This window comes from Lactococcus sp. AK05 (genome assembly GCF_041026685.1).
GTDB classification, from domain to species: domain Bacteria; phylum Bacillota; class Bacilli; order Lactobacillales; family Streptococcaceae; genus Lactococcus; species Lactococcus lactis.
On the sequence record NZ_JBFTEI010000003.1, the window covers coordinates 291,608 to 309,008 of the forward strand.

General features: G+C 34.3%; 21 protein-coding genes. 15 read left to right on the forward strand and 6 right to left on the reverse strand.

Going from position 1 to position 17,401, the window contains the following annotated elements; all coding sequences use genetic code 11:
- Window positions 1–13 precede the first annotated feature (13 nt).
- From AB6B24_RS08460 to AB6B24_RS08470, 3 genes are all read right to left on the reverse strand, one after another.
- Window positions 14–361 (reverse strand): P-II family nitrogen regulator, encoded by a 348-nt coding sequence (locus AB6B24_RS08460; protein ID WP_195935986.1) that lies wholly within the window; start codon window positions 359–361, stop codon window positions 14–16.
- A 130-nt stretch (window positions 362–491) separates the two neighbouring features.
- A complete protein-coding gene (locus AB6B24_RS08465) occupies window positions 492–1,532 on the reverse strand; it encodes a spermidine/putrescine ABC transporter substrate-binding protein (RefSeq protein ID WP_311803235.1) in 1,041 nt (346 codons plus the stop codon).
- 205 nt (window positions 1,533–1,737) lie between these two features.
- The gene (locus tag AB6B24_RS08470) at window positions 1,738–2,469 is read right to left on the reverse strand and encodes an SDR family oxidoreductase (RefSeq protein WP_026138919.1); all 732 of its coding nucleotides are present in this window, start codon (window positions 2,467–2,469) and stop codon (window positions 1,738–1,740) included.
- Window positions 2,470–2,545: 76 nt separating this feature from the next.
- On the opposite strand from AB6B24_RS08470, the gene AB6B24_RS08475 reads away from it, so the two are divergent.
- The gene (locus AB6B24_RS08475; RefSeq protein ID WP_010905994.1) at window positions 2,546–2,980 is read left to right on the forward strand and encodes a MerR family transcriptional regulator; all 435 of its coding nucleotides are present in this window, start codon (window positions 2,546–2,548) and stop codon (window positions 2,978–2,980) included.
- Between the two features lie 40 nt (window positions 2,981–3,020).
- Here AB6B24_RS08475 and AB6B24_RS08480 read toward each other — a convergent pair whose 3' ends face one another.
- The 3 genes from AB6B24_RS08480 to AB6B24_RS08490 form a co-directional block, all read right to left on the reverse strand.
- Window positions 3,021–3,908, reverse strand: a complete 888-nt coding sequence (locus tag AB6B24_RS08480; protein WP_311803237.1) for an EamA family transporter — start codon at window positions 3,906–3,908, stop codon at window positions 3,021–3,023.
- 195 nt (window positions 3,909–4,103) lie between these two features.
- The gene (locus AB6B24_RS08485) at window positions 4,104–4,451 is read right to left on the reverse strand and encodes a YxeA family protein (protein ID WP_311803239.1); all 348 of its coding nucleotides are present in this window, start codon (window positions 4,449–4,451) and stop codon (window positions 4,104–4,106) included.
- A 145-nt stretch (window positions 4,452–4,596) separates the two neighbouring features.
- Window positions 4,597–4,983: a Fur family transcriptional regulator gene (locus AB6B24_RS08490; RefSeq protein ID WP_010905993.1), complete on the reverse strand. Its 387-nt coding sequence runs from the start codon at window positions 4,981–4,983 to the stop codon at window positions 4,597–4,599.
- A gap of 125 nt (window positions 4,984–5,108) precedes the next feature.
- Between AB6B24_RS08490 and AB6B24_RS08495 the strand changes: the two genes are divergently transcribed.
- From AB6B24_RS08495 to licT, 14 genes are all read left to right on the forward strand, one after another.
- On the forward strand, window positions 5,109–5,798 hold the full coding sequence (locus tag AB6B24_RS08495) for a VIT family protein (RefSeq protein WP_003130417.1): 690 nt from the start codon (window positions 5,109–5,111) through the stop codon (window positions 5,796–5,798).
- Window positions 5,798–6,478 carry a VIT family protein gene (locus tag AB6B24_RS08500; protein ID WP_311803241.1) on the forward strand — a complete coding sequence of 227 codons (681 nt, stop codon included), beginning with the start codon at window positions 5,798–5,800 and terminating at the stop codon, window positions 6,476–6,478. The genes AB6B24_RS08495 and AB6B24_RS08500 overlap by 1 nt, the downstream gene beginning before the upstream one ends.
- Window positions 6,479–6,553: 75 nt before the next feature.
- A complete protein-coding gene (locus tag AB6B24_RS08505; RefSeq protein ID WP_311803243.1) occupies window positions 6,554–7,297 on the forward strand; it encodes a class I SAM-dependent methyltransferase in 744 nt (247 codons plus the stop codon).
- A gap of 113 nt (window positions 7,298–7,410) precedes the next feature.
- The gene (locus AB6B24_RS08510; RefSeq protein WP_003130420.1) at window positions 7,411–7,830 is read left to right on the forward strand and encodes a MarR family winged helix-turn-helix transcriptional regulator; all 420 of its coding nucleotides are present in this window, start codon (window positions 7,411–7,413) and stop codon (window positions 7,828–7,830) included.
- Window positions 7,831–7,841: 11 nt separating this feature from the next.
- Window positions 7,842–8,480: a nitroreductase family protein gene (locus tag AB6B24_RS08515; protein WP_038602791.1), complete on the forward strand. Its 639-nt coding sequence runs from the start codon at window positions 7,842–7,844 to the stop codon at window positions 8,478–8,480.
- A 14-nt stretch (window positions 8,481–8,494) separates the two neighbouring features.
- On the forward strand, window positions 8,495–8,854 hold the full coding sequence (locus AB6B24_RS08520) for a DUF1304 domain-containing protein (RefSeq protein WP_038600249.1): 360 nt from the start codon (window positions 8,495–8,497) through the stop codon (window positions 8,852–8,854).
- A gap of 457 nt (window positions 8,855–9,311) precedes the next feature.
- Window positions 9,312–10,682, forward strand: coding sequence for an anthranilate synthase component I (gene trpE, locus AB6B24_RS08525; RefSeq protein ID WP_058219893.1), 1,371 nt, complete (start codon window positions 9,312–9,314; stop codon window positions 10,680–10,682).
- A gap of 123 nt (window positions 10,683–10,805) precedes the next feature.
- On the forward strand, window positions 10,806–11,402 hold the full coding sequence (locus AB6B24_RS08530; RefSeq protein WP_095587061.1) for an aminodeoxychorismate/anthranilate synthase component II: 597 nt from the start codon (window positions 10,806–10,808) through the stop codon (window positions 11,400–11,402).
- Complete coding sequence (gene trpD / locus AB6B24_RS08535) at window positions 11,392–12,399, forward strand: anthranilate phosphoribosyltransferase (protein WP_259757935.1); 1,008 nt, start codon at window positions 11,392–11,394, stop codon at window positions 12,397–12,399. The genes AB6B24_RS08530 and trpD overlap by 11 nt, the downstream gene beginning before the upstream one ends.
- Before the next feature lie 46 nt (window positions 12,400–12,445).
- On the forward strand, window positions 12,446–13,240 hold the full coding sequence (trpC, locus tag AB6B24_RS08540) for an indole-3-glycerol phosphate synthase TrpC (protein WP_311803252.1): 795 nt from the start codon (window positions 12,446–12,448) through the stop codon (window positions 13,238–13,240).
- Window positions 13,230–14,291, forward strand: a complete 1,062-nt coding sequence (locus tag AB6B24_RS08545) for a phosphoribosylanthranilate isomerase (RefSeq protein ID WP_311803254.1) — start codon at window positions 13,230–13,232, stop codon at window positions 14,289–14,291. Before trpC ends, AB6B24_RS08545 begins: the two co-directional genes overlap by 11 nt.
- 37 nt (window positions 14,292–14,328) lie before the next feature.
- The gene (gene trpB, locus AB6B24_RS08550; RefSeq protein WP_311803256.1) at window positions 14,329–15,537 is read left to right on the forward strand and encodes a tryptophan synthase subunit beta; all 1,209 of its coding nucleotides are present in this window, start codon (window positions 14,329–14,331) and stop codon (window positions 15,535–15,537) included.
- On the forward strand, window positions 15,534–16,295 hold the full coding sequence (gene trpA / locus AB6B24_RS08555; protein ID WP_311803258.1) for a tryptophan synthase subunit alpha: 762 nt from the start codon (window positions 15,534–15,536) through the stop codon (window positions 16,293–16,295). The genes trpB and trpA overlap by 4 nt, the downstream gene beginning before the upstream one ends.
- A gap of 176 nt (window positions 16,296–16,471) precedes the next feature.
- The gene (gene licT / locus AB6B24_RS08560; RefSeq protein ID WP_311803261.1) at window positions 16,472–17,311 is read left to right on the forward strand and encodes a BglG family transcription antiterminator LicT; all 840 of its coding nucleotides are present in this window, start codon (window positions 16,472–16,474) and stop codon (window positions 17,309–17,311) included.
- Window positions 17,312–17,401: the final 90 nt, after the last annotated feature.

Here is a 17,401-nt window from a genome sequence, read left to right on the forward strand (position 1 = left end):
CACTTTTCAAATACTATAAGGCTTTAGAACCACTTTCTCCAGTTCGAATACGAACGATAGTTTCAAGTGGAACGACCGCAATTTTTCCGTCACCAACATTTCCAGTTGAGAGTTCATCTACAATTTCTGAGATAAGTTTTTCGACTCGTTCATCTTCGATATAAGTGATGACAGCGATTTTGGGTAACAGATTGACATGAAATTGTCCGCCACTTAATTCTAAAATTTTGGAGACGTCACTATTTTGATTACCTGCTCCCATTGCAGAGTAGACGGTCATTCCATGCACTCCATTTTTAGCAAGAATATCTTTTAATTTTTCAAGTGATTCTGGACGGATTGTAATTTCCATTTTTTTCATTTTATTGTCCTCATTTCTTATTTCTAGTTCTGATTTTTCGAGATAAGTCAGGGTATTTTTTGCCTTTTCCGCTTTTTCATCGTATTCTCCTATCAAATATGTTTAATCTAAATACACATAATAGTTGCCTTTATTGATTGACAAAATTGTTCCACATTTTATCTAAAACTCTTGTTTTACTTCCAATATCAAGTGGCATTTGAGCCTTTTGTAATTGTTGAGCTGTCAAATTTCTCATAGGGTCAGTTTTCCAAGAAATGGGAAGATAAGTCCATGCTGCTTCGTTGGGGTTGAGATAGGGATATTCTTTGACAATGCTAGAAAATACTTTTGCACTTTCTACATAATTGATGAACTTTTCGACATTTTTCCCACCTTTAGCATTTTTGAATTTCATAAAATTATCAACTTGTAAATCAATTCCAGAGCTTGGATAGACGCCAACAATGTTTTTGTTAGCCATTTTTGCCATTGTTATTTCGGCATTATAGACTAATCCGACAGAAGCCTCGCCATTTGCCAATAATGTATGAGGAGAATCTGAATCTAGTGCTTCTATATTGGGACGTAAAGCTGTTAGAAAATTAGTTGCACTTCTCAAATTTTCATTAGTAAGTTGATTAACATTCAAATCAGAATTAATGAGAGCAGAATCAATCACAGCTCGGGCATCGGAAACAACAACCTCGGAATTTTTGAACTTTTGATTAAGCAAATCAGAATAATTGTTGATTGGTGAAACTTTTTTCTTGTTATAGGCAAGTGCCAAATAAGAACCTAGATAAGGTAAGGAATAGTTGTTCTTCTTATCATAAGAAAGTCCTAGCCAATCTTTAGCATAGTTTTTGCTATTAGGAATTTTACTTTTGTCTAATTTATCTAGCAAACCAACTTTTTTCAAAATTTCTACGTCATTTCCGGGAGCAACAACAAGGTCATAAGTTCCTGGAGAGACTGCCCGAACTTTGGCAATCATCTCATCAGGAGAAGAATAAGTAGTCATATTAACATGAGTTCCGGTTTTCTTTTCATAATTATCAAGGACGGATTGAGGCATATAAGAAGACCAAATAATTAGATTGAGTTGATTTTTTGGTTTTCTAATTTGATAAATAACAATAATGGTCAAGATACAGATAATAGACAAGCTAGTTATTATAATTTTTTTCATCAATTTATCCCCTTTTCTTAGAAATGGCATATTTAAATATCTTTGTGATTTTTTTGATAACATAGATATTTTTATGTCACTTTTTGTTACATGATACATTTTTTAAATTATTTTGTCAACAAAAAGATAGAATTTTCTGAATTTTTCACAAATAAAAAAGGCACTAATTTAAAATAGTGTCTTTTTTTATCTAAGCTATTAAATATTAAGCATTTTGATTGGTTGCAGCAATATCAATTTCTCTGATGTTAACCGTTTGAGGCATATCATAAATGAATTTCACGGTTTGGGCAACTCTTTCAGGAGCAAGTGTTGTACCACCCATTGATTCTTTCCAAAGATTATAATCATTTAGGGCACTTTCGTCAGTAACATGTGTCAATAATTCTGTTTCGGCAGCACCAGGTGCAACAAGTGAAATTCGAACATTTTTACCAGAAACTTCCTCTCTGATAGTTTCGCTTAAACCATGAACACCAAATTTTGAAGCGACATAAGCGGCGTGATTGGTAAAAGTTTTTTTACCAGCAAGAGAAGACATATTAATTACTGTTCCTCCTTGGCGTTCAACCATTTGCGGAAGTACAATTTGCATTCCATTGAGTACACCCAAAACATTAGTATCCATCATTTGTTTCCATTCTGCTGGATCTTGATTAAGAACATTTCCTAATAACATGACACCTGCATTATTGACTAGAAGATCAGTTTTGCCATATTTTTCTTCAGCTTTAGTAATTGCATTTTCAAATGATGTTTTGTCTGTGACATCTACAGATTCCACAAGTACATTCGTAAAATCAAGGGGCAAGGCTTTGATTTTATCTGTACGACGACCTAAAAGCAACATTGGGAATCCATCAGCATTAAATAATTTTGCAATTTCAGCACCAAATCCTGAACTTGCTCCTGTTATAACAATAAGTGGTTTAGACATTTTATTTCTCCTTAAGAGTATTTTTTTGATATACTGATTATACAACATGGAGTTAACTCCATGTCAAGGAGAAAGAATGACAAAATATACAATTGGCGATATTTCACGTAAATTAAACGTTTCTAACGATGCTGTACGTTATTACGATAAGGAAGGTTTGCTCCCTTTTGCTAAAAGAAATAAAGCTGGTCGAAGAGAATTTACAGATGACGATCTTGGCTATATTGAAGTCATTGATTGTTTAAAAAAATCAGGCATACCCATAAAAGATATTGCTCAATTTATTGATTGGTGTATGGAGGGCGACTCAACACTTGATGAACGTTTAGATTTTATGAAAACACACGAAGAGCAATTAGAAGAAAAAATTAAAGTTTTAGAAATGAATTTGGCCTTTTTAAGATGGAAAATTTGGTACTATCAAACAGCAGCAGAAGCAGGCACTGAAAGTATCCACTTTATTCCGGGAACAACACAAGTTAAACCAGAGATAAGAGATATTTTCAAATAATATTAAAAAAAACAAAACGTATTTTTTACGCTTTGTTTTTTTATTTTTTCTTAGCTGGAAAATTTATGAGAAATAGCGACAGAAAGACGACAAAAATACCTAACTGTTGGAATCCTAAAAATGAAACACCTAGGAATAAAGTGGAAATTAAAATAGCGGTGACAGGTTCAAGCATTCCAAGCATACCAACAATATGAGGTTCTGTATATTTTAGACTATTGATATAAAGAGAGTAAGCTAAGAGCGTTCCAACAACAACGATGAGGCTGACCAAAAGTAAATCAGTCTGATCAAAATTTTTAGGTAAATTTGTGACTGGATGTAAGAAATTAGAAATGACACCACCAATTAATAAGGCCCAAGCAACAACACTTAATGGAGAGTGTTCCTTGATAAGTGGACATGGAATAAGAGTGTAAGCACAAACACCAAGGGCGGATAAAAGCCCCCAAACAAGAGCAGAAGCTGAAAAACTAAGTTCTCCGATATTTCCATTAGTCACAAGCAGAAAGACACCAATTAAAGAAAGAAAAATGGCAATAATATCAAGACGACGTGGAATTGCTTTACTTTTGATAGCTAAAATAATAATAATGATGGAGGGACCTAGAGATTGTAAAATAGTCGCAATAGCTGCATTTCCGTAATAAACAGATAATAGAAAAGAAGATTGTGCAAAAAGTACTCCGAAAATCCCAAAAGCTACAATTCTTAGACTTGATTTTACAGAAGACCAGACACTAAAGATGTTGTGCTTAGTAATTGCTAACCAAGCAAGTAACAACAAGCCTGAAAAGAGCATGCGCGTGGTAACCAGCCAACCTGGCTCAATAGAACAACGATTAAAGAGGAGTCCAGCAATAATACTACTAATCCCAAAAAAGGCGGCTCCCAAAGAAGCGTAAATAATTCCTTTAAATTTAGTCATGATTAGACCAACACTTGATACTTTTTATTTTTGTCATTTTATCCTCAATTTCTAAGTACTTTATATACTTCGTATTATTAATAGTTTAACATAGATGATTTATGTTAATCAAAGATTTACCGAAAGTTTGAATAGTCTCGAGTCATTAATCCTTTTAAATGAAAAAAGTTCCTAATTGGCTTAGGAACGGAATTTTTATAATTTATCTAGAGCTTTTTTGGGGATTGCAGTTTTTTTAACTTCTTCCCAATTTGTCACTCCTTTTTGTTTATTATAAGTTAATTTCAAATAGGCTTCATGGCGTAAGTTATGCGTGGCAGTAAATTCTAGTGTTTTTTCTTGTCCTGCATTGTTGTAGGCTTTTTCTTTATAACCATAGCCATGCCAAACCGAACCGCTTTGCGTTTTTTCCTCAAGTTTTTTTCCGTCATTATGGATTTGGACATAATAATTTGTTCCTCCATAATTTATCTTGTACCAAGCGAAAGCGGAACCTCCAATAATAAAAACCAAGGCCACAAGTCCAATTAATATTTTTTTCATAAAATTCTATTCCTTTCCTGTTAAACAAATCTATTTTATCAGTTTTTTTCAAAAATAAACTTACTATATTGTAAGATTAAAATTACTTAATTAATAAAATAGAACAAAAAAACACTAATGATTATCATTAGCATTTTTGATAAATTTAATCTTCAACTCCATAAATTTCAACTTTGTAACCAGTAATATTAAGACCACTAGCTTTTCGAGCGGCCTCCATTAGGGGACGAAAATCAAAATTATCTACATTCATAATCTCACCTGTCGTTTTATTGACAACATGATAATGAGGCTCTCCGTAGTAGTCATATCTTCTTTTACTACCGTCATTTATAGCAATCACTAACTCACTATCAACCAATTTATCAAGGGTATTATAGACCGTTGCTAAGCTAATATTTTCCAAATCTTCGTGAATTTGCTCTGCCGTTGGGTGAGTTTGATGTTTTATCAGGTATTCTAAGACAATGAGACGCTGTGGTGTGGCTTTTAAACCATGTGATTGTAATAGTTCTTTTAAGTCTTGTTCCAAAATCAGCACTCCTATCTTTATTATTTATTTTATTATATCATCAACAGAAAATCATTTCAATGACTTGACATTTGTTTAGAATCATTCTAAAATATAGTTTAGAATGATTCTAAAAGGGTGAGATAATGAAAGAAAAAAATAACTTAATTCAAAGAAATAATATTGTCAGGGCAAGTATTATGGGAGCAAATGACGGAATTATTTCGATTGCAGGGATTGTCATTGGTGTCTCTGGCGCAACCTCTCATATTGGGACAATTTTGCTGGCAGGTTTTGCCGGAACTTTAGCAGGTACGGTCAGTATGGCAATGGGAGAATATGTTTCTGTCAGTTCGCAACGTGATGCTCAGGAAAAAATTATCCAAGAACAAAAAGTAGCACTTGCTACTAATTATCAAAATGAATTTGATTTTGTTTATCAAAAATATAGAGCAGATGGGATTTCTAATGAACTAGCTCATAAAGCAACGGATGAGATGATGAAAAAGGATGCTTTAGCAACAACGGTTCGTGAAAGACACGGGTTTACAATTGGACAAGAATTGAGTGCTAAAGGAGCGGCAATTGCCTCAATGCTCTCATTTCCAACTGGAGCGCTTTTGCCTATGCTAGCCATTTCTTTAATTCCTAAAAGTTGGAGTGCTTTGGCAACATTTATTTCTGTACTAATCGCTCTAGGATTTACAGGTTATGCTGCGGCTTATTTAAATGGTGCTGATAAAAAACATGCAACTTTTAGAAATATTATTGCTGGGATTTTAACGATGCTTGTTACTTATGTAGTGGGTTTGCTCTTTAAACAAGGAGGTTTGTGATGAAAAAACAAACAATGACAATAGATGAAAAATTAAATAGTGTCCGTGCGGGAGTCCTGGGTTCAAATGATGGAATTCTTACAGTTGTTGGTGTGCTCTTTTCGGTTTCCGCAGCTTCTGGAAGTAGCTTTGCTTTACTGATTGCTAGTTTGGCAAATTTGATTTCTGGTGCTTTTTCAATGGCTTCTGGTGAGTATGCAAGTGTCAGTTCTCAATCTGATAGTGAGAAAGTTGTGGTTCAAGAAGAAAAAATATTACTGAAAGATGATTTTAAAAATCAAAAAGCAGCAGTGAAAGATTTTTATATTGAAAAAGGAATCAGTCCGGAAACTTCAGCAGAAATTGCTAATGAATTACTTGCTCGAAAACCTTTGGAAACTGTTCTGTCAGTAAAATATGATATTGCTTTAGGACATTATATGAATCCTTGGCAAGCGGCAGGTTCATCATTAATTTCATTTACGATTGGTGGACTTTTTCCTTTACTAACCATGATTTTAGTTAAGGGTGCTTGGCAATTTCCAGCAACAATTTTTGCAACAATGCTTGCAATGGCCTTAACTGGAATGATTAGTGCTAAGCTTTCGGATGGCTTGGTAATTAAAGCAATTCTTAGAAATATTATTATTGGTTTACTGACAATTTTTATTCATTATTTTATTGGTCGGATTTTAGGTTAATGAATTTAGGCTTAGTTAAAAGCTTTTGTTATAATTATAGATAGGACTTATGATTATTGGGAAAGAGGCTGACAAATGGATGATAATACTAAAGAATTAGAACAATATTGGGATGAGTTTTCTCAAGAATATGAAGAAATTCAAAATGAAAGCTTGGTTGATATTGGTCAGCAATTACAGGAATTTTTGGTGACTGAAAAACTTTTACCAACAAGTCAATTTTTAGATTTAGCTGGTGGGACAGGTAAATATATTCCACACTTTTCAAATTTTACTGACAGCTATCATCTTGTTGATCTGTCAGCAAAAATGTTAGAATTTGCCAAGAATAAGTCAGCTGATTCAAATAAAATCACTTTCACGCATCAAGAACAAAATAAATTTTTAAAGAATACAAAAGAAAATACTTATGATTTTGTGTTTTCAGCCATGAATCCTGCATTGGAGTCAAAAGAAGCCTTAGTAGAATTAAATCGGATTGCCAATGGAAATGTTGGAATTTTACGTTTGATTTTTGATGAGGATAATCTCTTTAGTCAGGTCGAACAATTGTATTTGCCTAATCAAGAACAGAATAAAGAAGCGCAGATGTTGCTTTATAAGGTATGGTTAGAGGAATTAGGCTGGGAATTTAAAAGTAAGAAATTTAGATTCTTTTTATCAGAAAAAGTAAGTTCACAGTTTTTCTCTGATTATTTCTCTGATGACCTTTCAAATACAGAATTAGCGGCTTTGACGCAATTATTTTTTAGTGAAACAGAAATTCGAGAAATGGAAAGATTAGTGATATTTGAGTTATTATATTGGGAAAAATGCTAGGTTGAATCCTAGTTTTTTTATTTCTCAATTCTTTTAGTTGTAATTTATTTATTTTAATATTATAATTGACTAATCAACGATTGACGAATCAATTAAGAAAGGAGAAATAAATTATGAAGCTTGAAAAAGTCAGCCAATTACTCTATCAGCTCAAAATTGTAAATCAAGAAATGACAGCAAAATTTGAGAAGTCAACGGGTTATAGTATTACTCGTTATCAACTGATGATGATTTTAAAATGTAAAGGTCGTTGCTCTCAAAGTCAATTACAAAATGAATTAAAAATTGATAGTGCTGCTGTAACAAGACATTTAAAATTACTTGAAGAAAAAAATCTTGTCAAAAGAGAGCGCAATAAAGAAAATAATCGAGAAGTATTTGTCGAAATTACCGATAAAGCTAAAAATGATTTAGCACTTTGTGCAAAAAAACATGATGATTCTTTAGATGAAAGTCAACAAATATTAAATATTGGGCTCAGTGATTTAGAAGAAGAACAACTTTTAGAACTACTCACAAAATTAACACAATGAAAGAAGAAAAAATGAATAAGAACTTTAAAAATAACGATTTCTCAGATATTACTTTTGGTAGAAAATCTGTCAGACTTTATGATGAAAACTACAAAATTTCTCACGAAGAAATGCTTGAAATGATTCAAGAAGCAACAGCTGCACCTTCATCAGTAAATATGCAACCTTGGCGTTTTATCATTGCTGAAACCGAAGAATCAAAAGCAAAATTGAAACCTTTAATTCGCTTTAACACACGTCAAAATGATACTTCATCAGCCATGATTTTAATTTTTGGTGACATGCTTAATTATGAATTAGGTGAAGAAATCTATGACCAAGCAGTTGCTGAAGGAAAAATGCCCCAAGATGTCAGAGACCACCAAATCGAAGCAATTATCCCTTATTACAAGAGCTTTTCTAAACAAGAAATGAATGATGTTGTCAAAATTGACTCAAGTTTGGCAGCAATGCAATTGATGTTGGTGGCAAGAGCTCACGGTTATGAGACAAATCCAATTGGTGGTTTTGAAAAAGACCAATTAGCAGAAGCTTTTGATTTAGACAAAGAACGTTTTGTACCAGTTATGATTTTATCAATTGGTAAAGCAGTTGAAGAAGGTTATGAATCTGTCCGCATGAATGCTGATAAAATCACTACTTTTAAATAAAAAGGAGAAGTAATTTGACCGTTTTAACAATTATTCTATCGCTTTTGGTTGCTTTGGAATTTTTCTACATTATGTATTTAGAAACCTTTGCTACAAGCTCAAAAACAACTAGTCGTGTGTTTAATATGGGAAAAGAGGAGCTAGAACGTTCTTCAGTTCAAACGCTTTTTAAAAATCAAGGGATTTATAACGGTTTGATTGGTTTAGGATTAATTTATGCAATATTCTTTTCGTCAGCTTCACTTGAAATTGTTAGATTACTACTTATTTATATTATTTTAGTGGCTTTATATGGCTCTTTGACAAGTAATAAAAAGATTATTCTCACTCAAGGTGGTTTAGCCATTTTAGCTCTAATTTCTTCATTTTTTTAAAAAAATATTTTTAAATCCTTGACAAGTCTCATAAAAAGTTTTACAATTATTTTCAACATCAGAAAAGTAACTCTATATCAGAATTTTTTCAGGAAGTCTGCGGTTGTGCGAGCAGATAAATTCATCAGAGCGAATGGGCTGATTTGAAAGTCGAGAACGATTTGTTTTTCGCAATTTGATTTGAAACAATAAAAATCACGGATGCTCCCGATACCAAGCGACTTGTTGTTAGACGAGGAAAAGAAGAGTTTTTCTAGTATTTTTGTAATACTTTTAGGGACTCTTAAATTACGGTGGCACCGCGTGACATACGCCCGTAGAGTATTTGATACTCTACGGGCTTTTTTGTATTTTTTTGAAAGGATTTCTAAAATGAACCAACGATGGCGAAGCTTAAATTTTAACTAATCAGTATCAATGGAAAAGACTTCCTCAAACCTATAGATAGAGAGAAAACATGAGAAAAATTAAAGAGATTTCAGCAGACACCATGACCCCAATTTCGGTTTATCTTCGCCTGAAAGGGAAAAATAAAGTAATTTTAGAATCCATTCCCAGAGAAAATGACCAATCACGTTTTTCAATTATTGCGTTAAATCCTGTGAAGCACATCAAATTTACTGACGGAATTTTAAGCGTTAATGACGAAATCATTAGCGATGAAAATCCAATGGAATTTCTGGAAAAATTAGTTTGTCAGCCAGAAAGTACTGACGAAAATTTAGACTTACCTTTTACAAGTGGAGCGATTGGATATGCTGGATTTGATACCTATGGTATTTTTGAAGGCATTCAACCTGAACTGAAAGATTCGATTGGAACACCAGATATGTATTTTATGTTATACGAATCAGCTCTAATTTTTGACCACAAACGAGAAAAATTGATTTTTATTGAAGACAATACTTACAGTCAACGTTCAGAAAAAGAGCTACAAAACGCGCTGTCAGCAAATATTGAGTCATTATCTTTACTGACAGAAGCAGAAAATGAACTGACAGAATTAAGTAAAATGAATTTCGTCAGCAATATGTCTCAAGAACTTTTTGAAGAAAAAGTTGCTAAAGCAAAGGAACTTATCAGAAATGGTGACATGTTCCAAATTGTTTTATCACAACGTTTAACGGCCGATTTTACTGACAACCCCTTTAATTATTACAGAAAGCTTCGGGTTGAAAATCCGTCATCGTATATGTACTTTATGGAATTCGATAATTTTCATGTCATTGGCAGCTCACCAGAGCGTTTGGTTGCTGTTCATGGAAATCAAGTTTCAACCAATCCAATTGCCGGAACAAGAAAACGGGGGCAAACTGAATTTGAAGACCAAGCTCTTATTGAAGATTTAGAAAGTGATCCCAAAGAAGTCGCTGAACACAAAATGCTTGTTGATTTAGGACGAAATGACATAGGTAAAATCTCCAAATATGGTTCAATCGAAGTTCCTGTTTTCATGAAAGTTGAGAAATATCGCTATGTCATGCATATTACAAGTGAAGTGACCGGCGAGCTTCGTCCTGAATTTACAGCTATGGATGCCTTACGGGCCACATTACCAGCGGGGACACTATCAGGAGCACCGAAGCATCGAGCCTACCAAAGAATTTATGAATTTGAAACGCAAAAACGAGGAATTTATGGAGGAGCTATCGGTTATCTAACGAAAAATGGAAATTGCGATTTTGCAATTGCTATTCGGACAATGGTCTTGAAAGACAAGAAAGCACATGTTCAAGCAGGAGCCGGAATTGTTTACGATTCAGTACCCGAACATGAATATCAAGAAACCTTAAACAAAGCCCAAGGCTTATTGAAAGTTGGTCAATAAATAGACCCAAAAAGATGTAGACATAAAAAATTTAACATCATCAGATAATTTTGTCAGTAATTTTTTACTGACAGAAAATAAAAAATTACTGACAGGCCTTGTTGTTAAAAATAGGAGACAAAATTGATTTTAATAATAGATAATTACGATAGTTTCACTTACAACTTAGTGCAGTATGTAGGTGCTTTGACTGATGTAGCAGTTGTGAAAAATGACGATGATTCTTTGGAAAATATGGCAGAAAAAGCAGACGCCTTAATATTCTCACCAGGTCCTGGTTGGCCTGCGGATGCTGGGAAAATGGAAACACTTATTCAGCAATTTTCAGGTCAAAAACCAATTTTAGGAATATGTCTAGGTTTTCAAGCCATCGTTGAAGTTTTTGGTGGCAAACTGCGCTTAGCCCATCAAGTCATGCACGGCAAAAATTCACAAGTCCGTCAGACCTCAGGAAATTTACTTTTCAATCATCTTCCCTCAAAATTTCTAGTCATGCGCTATCATTCAATTGTCATGGACGAGGCAGTCGCTTTACCAGATTTTGCAATCACAGCAGTCGCGACAGATGATGGTGAAATTATGGCTATTGAAAATGAAAAAGAACAGATTTATGGATTACAATTTCACCCCGAATCCATTGGCACATTGGACGGCATGACCATGATTGAAAATTTTGTCAACCAAGTAAATGAAAACAAGGAGTCATCAAATGAAAAATGAACTTGAAAAAGTGATGTCAGGTCGTGACATGACCGAAAATGAAATGAATATGCTTGCTAATTCAATTATCCAAGGTGAATTAAGTGAGGTCCAAATTGCCAGCTTTTTAGTAGCATTAAAAATGAAAGGCGAAGCAGCAAGCGAATTGACTGGTTTGGCTCGAGCTTTACAAAAAGCAGCGATTCCTATTCCAACAAATTTGACAAATGCGATGGACAATTGTGGAACAGGAGGCGACCGTTCATTCAGTTTTAATATTTCAACCACAGCCGCTTTTGTTTTAGCAGCTGGTGGAGTCAATATGGCAAAACACGGAAATCGCTCCATTACCAGTAAATCTGGCTCGGCAGACGTTCTTGAGGCCTTAGGAATCAATCTTTATTTACCAGCAGAAAAGTTAGCTCAAGTTTTTGACAAAGTTGGTTTAGTTTTCCTTTTTGCTCAAAATCTCCACCCAGCGATGAAATACTTCACGCCAGTCCGCAGACAACTCGAAATTCCAACAATTATGAACTTGACTGGGCCACTAATCAATCCAATTCCACTTGATACGCAACTTCTTGGTACCTCACGTCCAGATTTACTTGAATTAACAGCAAATGTTTTGAAAGGCTTAGGCCGTAAGCGAGCATTAGTCATCACAGGTGAAGGCGGAATGGACGAAGCAACTCCCTTTGGACTTAATCATTACGCACTTTTAGAAAATGACAAAGTGACTTTGCATGAATTTAGAGCCTCAGACGTTGGTATTTCAGAAGTTCAACTCAATGATATTCGTGGAGGTGAAGCCCCAGAAAATGCTGAAATTTTAAAAAATGTCCTTGAAAATCAACCGTCAGCCTTTTTAGAAACGACCGTTTTAAATGCCGGACTTGGATTTTATGCCAATGGAAAAGTTGATTCCGTCAAATCCGGAGTTGACCTTGCAAGAGAAGTAATTAGTACAGGAGCAGCTCTTACCAAGTTGCATGAATTACAAGCAGAACAAATTGGTTAAAAATCTTGATGGCAAATTTTGAAATAGCAGAAAATGAGAGAAAAATATGAACATAAAAAAAGGAAAATTTCTAGAAACAATCCTAGCAGAAAAAAGACTTGAAATTGCTAAAATGCCAGAAGAACAAGTAGGAAAAGTTCGTCAAACATGCAATTTTTATGATTACTTAAAAAAACATTCCGACCAGCTTCAAGTGATTGCCGAAGTCAAAAAAGCTTCGCCCAGTCTAGGTGATATCAATTTAGAAGTGGATATCGTTGACCAAGCCAAAGATTACGAACAAGCCGGTGCCGCTATGATTTCCGTCTTAACTGACCCTGTATTTTTTAAAGGAAATATTGAATATCTCCGTGAAATTTCAGAAAATGTCCAAATCCCCACCTTGAACAAGGATTTTATCATCGATAAAAAACAAATCAATCGGGCAGTTAATGCGGGAGCAACAGTTATTTTACTCATTGTCGCAGTTTTTGAAAATCAATACCCCAAACTCCAAAACCTCTACGACTACGCACTTTCACTAGGACTTGAAGTTCTTGTTGAAACACATAATAAAGCAGAACTTGAGATTGCTCATCAGCTTGGGACTAAAATTATTGGAGTTAATAATCGTAATTTAAAAACCTTTGAAGTGAGCTTACAAAATTCAGTAGATTTGACTCCCTACTTTAAAGAAGACAATATCTACATTTCCGAATCAGGCATTTTTAGCGCAAACGAAGCCCAAAAAGTTTCCGATACTTTCAATGGAATATTGGTTGGAACAGCACTCATGCAATCAGAAAATCTAGAAAAATCTTTGAAAGATTTAAAAGTCAAGAGGAAAACGAATGAAAATTAAAATCTGTGGCTTATCTACAAAAGAAGCTGTTGATACAGCCGTAGAATCTGGTGCCACACATCTCGGTTTTATTCTTAGTCCCTCAAAACGCCAAGTTGCACCAGAAAAAATTCTTCAAATCACAAACGATGTCCCAAAAACAGTCAAAAAAGTAGGAGTTTTTGTTGATGAACCTATTGATTTTGTAAAAAAAGCCATTCAAGTTGCTCAACTTGATCTGGTTCAGCTTCACGGAAATGAAGATATGAATTACATTAATCAACTAGATATTTCGGTTATTAAAGCAATAAGGCCAGACCAAGAATTTAAAGAATACGAAGATGTAATTTTATTATTTGATAGTCCACAAGCTGGAAGTGGTCAAGCATTTGATTGGGAATCTTTGGTGACCAGCGGTCTGAAAAATAAATTTTTCATTGCTGGTGGACTTAATCCAGAAAATGTAGCAGCTGCTATTCAACATTTTCCAAATGCCTACGGTGTGGATGTTTCTTCTGGAGTAGAAACTGACGGAATTAAAAACCTTAAAAAAATAAAAAACTTTGTTCAAAATGCAAGCCTTGCTTCATCAAAGCAATTATTTATAGAATTTTTAAGAATCACAAAAAAGCTAAATGAAAATAAGATTATCCCTTATTTAATGGGAAGTTTAGCAGTTGAGCAAATAATCAATTTTCCAACAAATCCTGATGACATTGATATTCAACTCAAAAAGCCCGATTTTGAAAATTTTGAGCAATTAACAAGTTTAATGGAAGAATTAGGTTATCAGCTCATTGACTTACATGAGCATAAATTTGAAAAAGCTAGCATTCATGTTGGCTTTGCAAGTGTGGAAACCCTTAAAAACTATGCCGGGGTTGACGATAATGATATTCCCAAAATCAATTTCAAATCTGAGTTACATCAAGAATTTTTCCTCCCTACTTTAAAGCAAAATGTTCAAATTTACCAAGCGGCAGTGACAGATAGCTGGCGAGCCAAAAAAACTAAAGATAAGAAGATTTTAAAGAAATTACTTTTTGAAGAAAATGACGCGAACATTAAATGAGATTTACCATGAAACTTACATAAAAAGGAGCAACAACATGACCTACAACCAACCTAACAACAAAGGATTTTACGGCCAATTCGGGGGCCAATTCGTACCTGAGACACTAATGACAGCAGTAAAACAATTAGAAGAAGCCTACGAAGATAGTAAAAAAGACCCTCTATTTCAAGCAGAACTTAAAGAATTACTTAAAGACTATGTTGGACGAGAAAACCCACTCTATTATGCAAAACGCTTAACAGGATATGCGGACGGAGCAAAAATCTATCTTAAAAGAGAAGACCTAAACCATACAGGAGCACACAAAATTAACAATGCCCTCGGACAAGTCCTCCTTGCCAAAAAAATGGGAAAAAATAAAGTCATTGCTGAAACAGGTGCAGGCCAACACGGTGTCGCAACCGCAACCGCTGCTGCCCTCTTTGGCATGGAATGTACGATTTATATGGGTGAAGAAGACGTTAAAAGACAATCTCTCAATGTCTTTCGCATGGAATTACTCGGTGCAAAAGTTCATTCAGTAACTGACGGTTCACGCGTACTTAAAGATGCGGTTAATGCAGCACTTAGAGCATGGGTTGCTCAAGTTGAAGACACGCATTATGTAATGGGCTCAGTTCTTGGACCACATCCATTTCCACAAATTGTGCGTGATTATCAAGCTGTAATTGGACAGGAAGCGCGTGCCCAATTTTTAGAAAAAGAAAATAAACTTCCAGATGCTTTAGTAGCTTGTGTTGGCGGAGGCTCAAATTCTATGGGACTTTTTTATCCCTTCGTTAATGATGAATCAGTTGCCATGTATGGTGTTGAAGCTGCTGGTCTTGGGATTGATACACCACATCATGCAGCGACAATTACTAAAGGCCGCCCCGGCGTTCTTCATGGAACACTCATGGATGTCCTTCAAGATGAAAATGGTCAAATCTTAGAAGCCTTTAGTATTTCAGCCGGTTTAGACTATCCAGGAATCGGTCCAGAACACTCTTATTTCAATGCTGTTGGACGAGCAAAATATGTTGATATTACAGATGAAGAAGCACTTGAAGGTTTTAAAATCTTATCTAGAACTGAAGGAATTATTCCAGCACTAGAAAGTTCTCATGCTATTGCCTATGCAGTCAAATTAGCAAAAGAATTAGGACCAGATAAATCAATGATTGTTTGTCTTTCAGGACGTGGGGATAAAGATGTGGTTCAAGTAAAAGAACGACTTGAAGCAGAAAAAGAGGTGAAAAAATGAAAACTTTACAAATGATTTTAAGCAATAAAAAAAATAATTTTGTCCCTTATATCATGGCTGGCGACCATGAAAAAGGCTTAGAAGGTCTTAAAGAAACCATTCAACTTCTTGAACAAGCTGGGAGTTCTGCTATTGAAATTGGCGTTCCATTTTCAGATCCGGTTGCTGATGGCCCAGTCATCGAACAAGCAGGTTTGCGTGCTTTAGCAAGAAATGTATCACTTTCAAGTATTCTTGAAACCTTAAAAACAATTGATACAAAAGTTCCTCTAGTAATTATGACCTATTTCAATCCCGTTTATCAGTTTGGAATTGAAAAGTTTGTTGCAGCTCTTGAAGAAACACCAGTTAAAGGCCTTATCATTCCAGATTTACCTAAAGAGCATGAGGACTATATCAAACCCTTTATCAATGATAAAGATATCTGTTTAGTTCCTCTGGTCTCATTAACCACGCCACTTTCACGGCAAAAAGAACTTGTAGCCGATGCTGAAGGATTTATCTATGCCGTTGCAATAAATGGAGTAACTGGGAAAGAAAATGCTTATAGTAACCAGCTTGACCAACATTTAAAAGCGTTGTCTTCATTAACGGATGTTCCTGTTTTGACAGGATTTGGAATTTCTACATTATCTGATGTGGACCGTTTTAATAAAGTGTCCTCAGGAGTTATTGTTGGTTCAAAAATTGTTCGTGATTTACATGAAGGTAAAGAAAACGAAGTTATTAAATTTATTGAAAACGCAATCAATTTTTAAGATAATTGAAAAATTAATAAAACCATATATCCTTGACAGTCCACTTTACAAATGGTATACTTTTATTAAATAAAACGGTTACAAAAAATTGGATAGTGATTATTAAGTTAAGCTAGACCTTATCAAACCTATAGTCATAGGGGGATAAGGTCTATTTTTGTGAAATGGAGAAGAATGTGAAAATCAAAAAAGTTCTGAACAATAATGTAGTCATTGCTCAAAATGATAATGAAGAAACCATTCTTATGGGTTTAGGCTTAGGATTTGGGAAAAAAGCAGGTGAAGTTGTTGAAGACAAAAAAATTGAAAAAATTTTTGCATTAAAAGTAACTTCTGAGCAACAGAATTTTTCAGAATTACTTTCGGAAATTCCAAGTGGAATCGTAGAACTTTCGATTTTAACTTTAGCAAAAGCAAAAACAAAATTTGATAAAACAATTTCTGATACCGTATTGGTTGCTTTCGCTGACCATTTAAATGCAGCAATTATTCGTGAAAAAGACAATATAACTATTAAAAATTTTCTTTTGTGGGATATTAAGAGATTTTTTCCAGAAGAATTTGCACTTTGTCTTGAGACACTTCAAAAAGTTCAAGAAAAACTTAATATCTCACTTCCAGAAGATGAAGCAGGTTTTCTGGCCATGCACATTGTTAATGGAACCCTGGGAAGTGGTCATGAATATGCAACGGAATTAACAAAATTAATGGAAGAAATATTAACAACTCTAAAGTATACTTTACAAGTAAACTTTAATGAGCAAGATATTTATTTTCAAAGGTTCATTACTCACCTTAAATTTTTCACCGAAAGAATACTTTCTAATACAAAAAGTGATGAAAGCACCGATGAAGACTTATTCATTCTAATAACCAGAAAATACCCAAGAGCATACATAGGAACAAAAAAAGTCAGTGAGTTTCTTAAACAGACAAGGTCGTACGAAGTTTCTCAAAATGAACAAATATATATGACCGTTCATCTAGCACGTATTTTAGAAAAAATACAAGATTAATTTTTAAGATGACTTTAGTCATCATCAACTATGGTAACAATTGGATCGTGACATTAAGTTGGCGAAACCTCTAAAAAATATATTATTTTG

What these genes read in the sequence shown, in the direction of transcription:
- AB6B24_RS08460 (WP_195935986.1), bottom strand. Translation starts at nt 361, where the DNA reads ATGAAAAAAATGGAAATTACAATCCGTCCAGAATCACTTGAAAAATTA.
- AB6B24_RS08465 (WP_311803235.1), bottom strand. Translation starts at nt 1,532, where the DNA reads ATGAAAAAAATTATAATAACTAGCTTGTCTATTATCTGTATCTTGACC.
- AB6B24_RS08470 (WP_026138919.1), bottom strand. Translation starts at nt 2,469, where the DNA reads ATGTCTAAACCACTTATTGTTATAACAGGAGCAAGTTCAGGATTTGGT.
- AB6B24_RS08475 (WP_010905994.1), top strand. Translation starts at nt 2,546, where the DNA reads ATGACAAAATATACAATTGGCGATATTTCACGTAAATTAAACGTTTCT.
- AB6B24_RS08480 (WP_311803237.1), bottom strand. Translation starts at nt 3,908, where the DNA reads ATGACTAAATTTAAAGGAATTATTTACGCTTCTTTGGGAGCCGCCTTT.
- AB6B24_RS08485 (WP_311803239.1), bottom strand. Translation starts at nt 4,451, where the DNA reads ATGAAAAAAATATTAATTGGACTTGTGGCCTTGGTTTTTATTATTGGA.
- AB6B24_RS08495 (WP_003130417.1), top strand. Translation starts at nt 5,109, where the DNA reads ATGAAAGAAAAAAATAACTTAATTCAAAGAAATAATATTGTCAGGGCA.
- AB6B24_RS08500 (WP_311803241.1), top strand. Translation starts at nt 5,798, where the DNA reads ATGAAAAAACAAACAATGACAATAGATGAAAAATTAAATAGTGTCCGT.
- AB6B24_RS08505 (WP_311803243.1), top strand. Translation starts at nt 6,554, where the DNA reads ATGGATGATAATACTAAAGAATTAGAACAATATTGGGATGAGTTTTCT.
- AB6B24_RS08510 (WP_003130420.1), top strand. Translation starts at nt 7,411, where the DNA reads ATGAAGCTTGAAAAAGTCAGCCAATTACTCTATCAGCTCAAAATTGTA.
- AB6B24_RS08515 (WP_038602791.1), top strand. Translation starts at nt 7,842, where the DNA reads ATGAATAAGAACTTTAAAAATAACGATTTCTCAGATATTACTTTTGGT.
- trpE (WP_058219893.1), top strand. Translation starts at nt 9,312, where the DNA reads ATGAGAAAAATTAAAGAGATTTCAGCAGACACCATGACCCCAATTTCG.
- trpD (WP_259757935.1), top strand. Translation starts at nt 11,392, where the DNA reads ATGAAAAATGAACTTGAAAAAGTGATGTCAGGTCGTGACATGACCGAA.
- trpC (WP_311803252.1), top strand. Translation starts at nt 12,446, where the DNA reads ATGAACATAAAAAAAGGAAAATTTCTAGAAACAATCCTAGCAGAAAAA.
- AB6B24_RS08545 (WP_311803254.1), top strand. Translation starts at nt 13,230, where the DNA reads ATGAAAATTAAAATCTGTGGCTTATCTACAAAAGAAGCTGTTGATACA.
- trpB (WP_311803256.1), top strand. Translation starts at nt 14,329, where the DNA reads ATGACCTACAACCAACCTAACAACAAAGGATTTTACGGCCAATTCGGG.
- trpA (WP_311803258.1), top strand. Translation starts at nt 15,534, where the DNA reads ATGAAAACTTTACAAATGATTTTAAGCAATAAAAAAAATAATTTTGTC.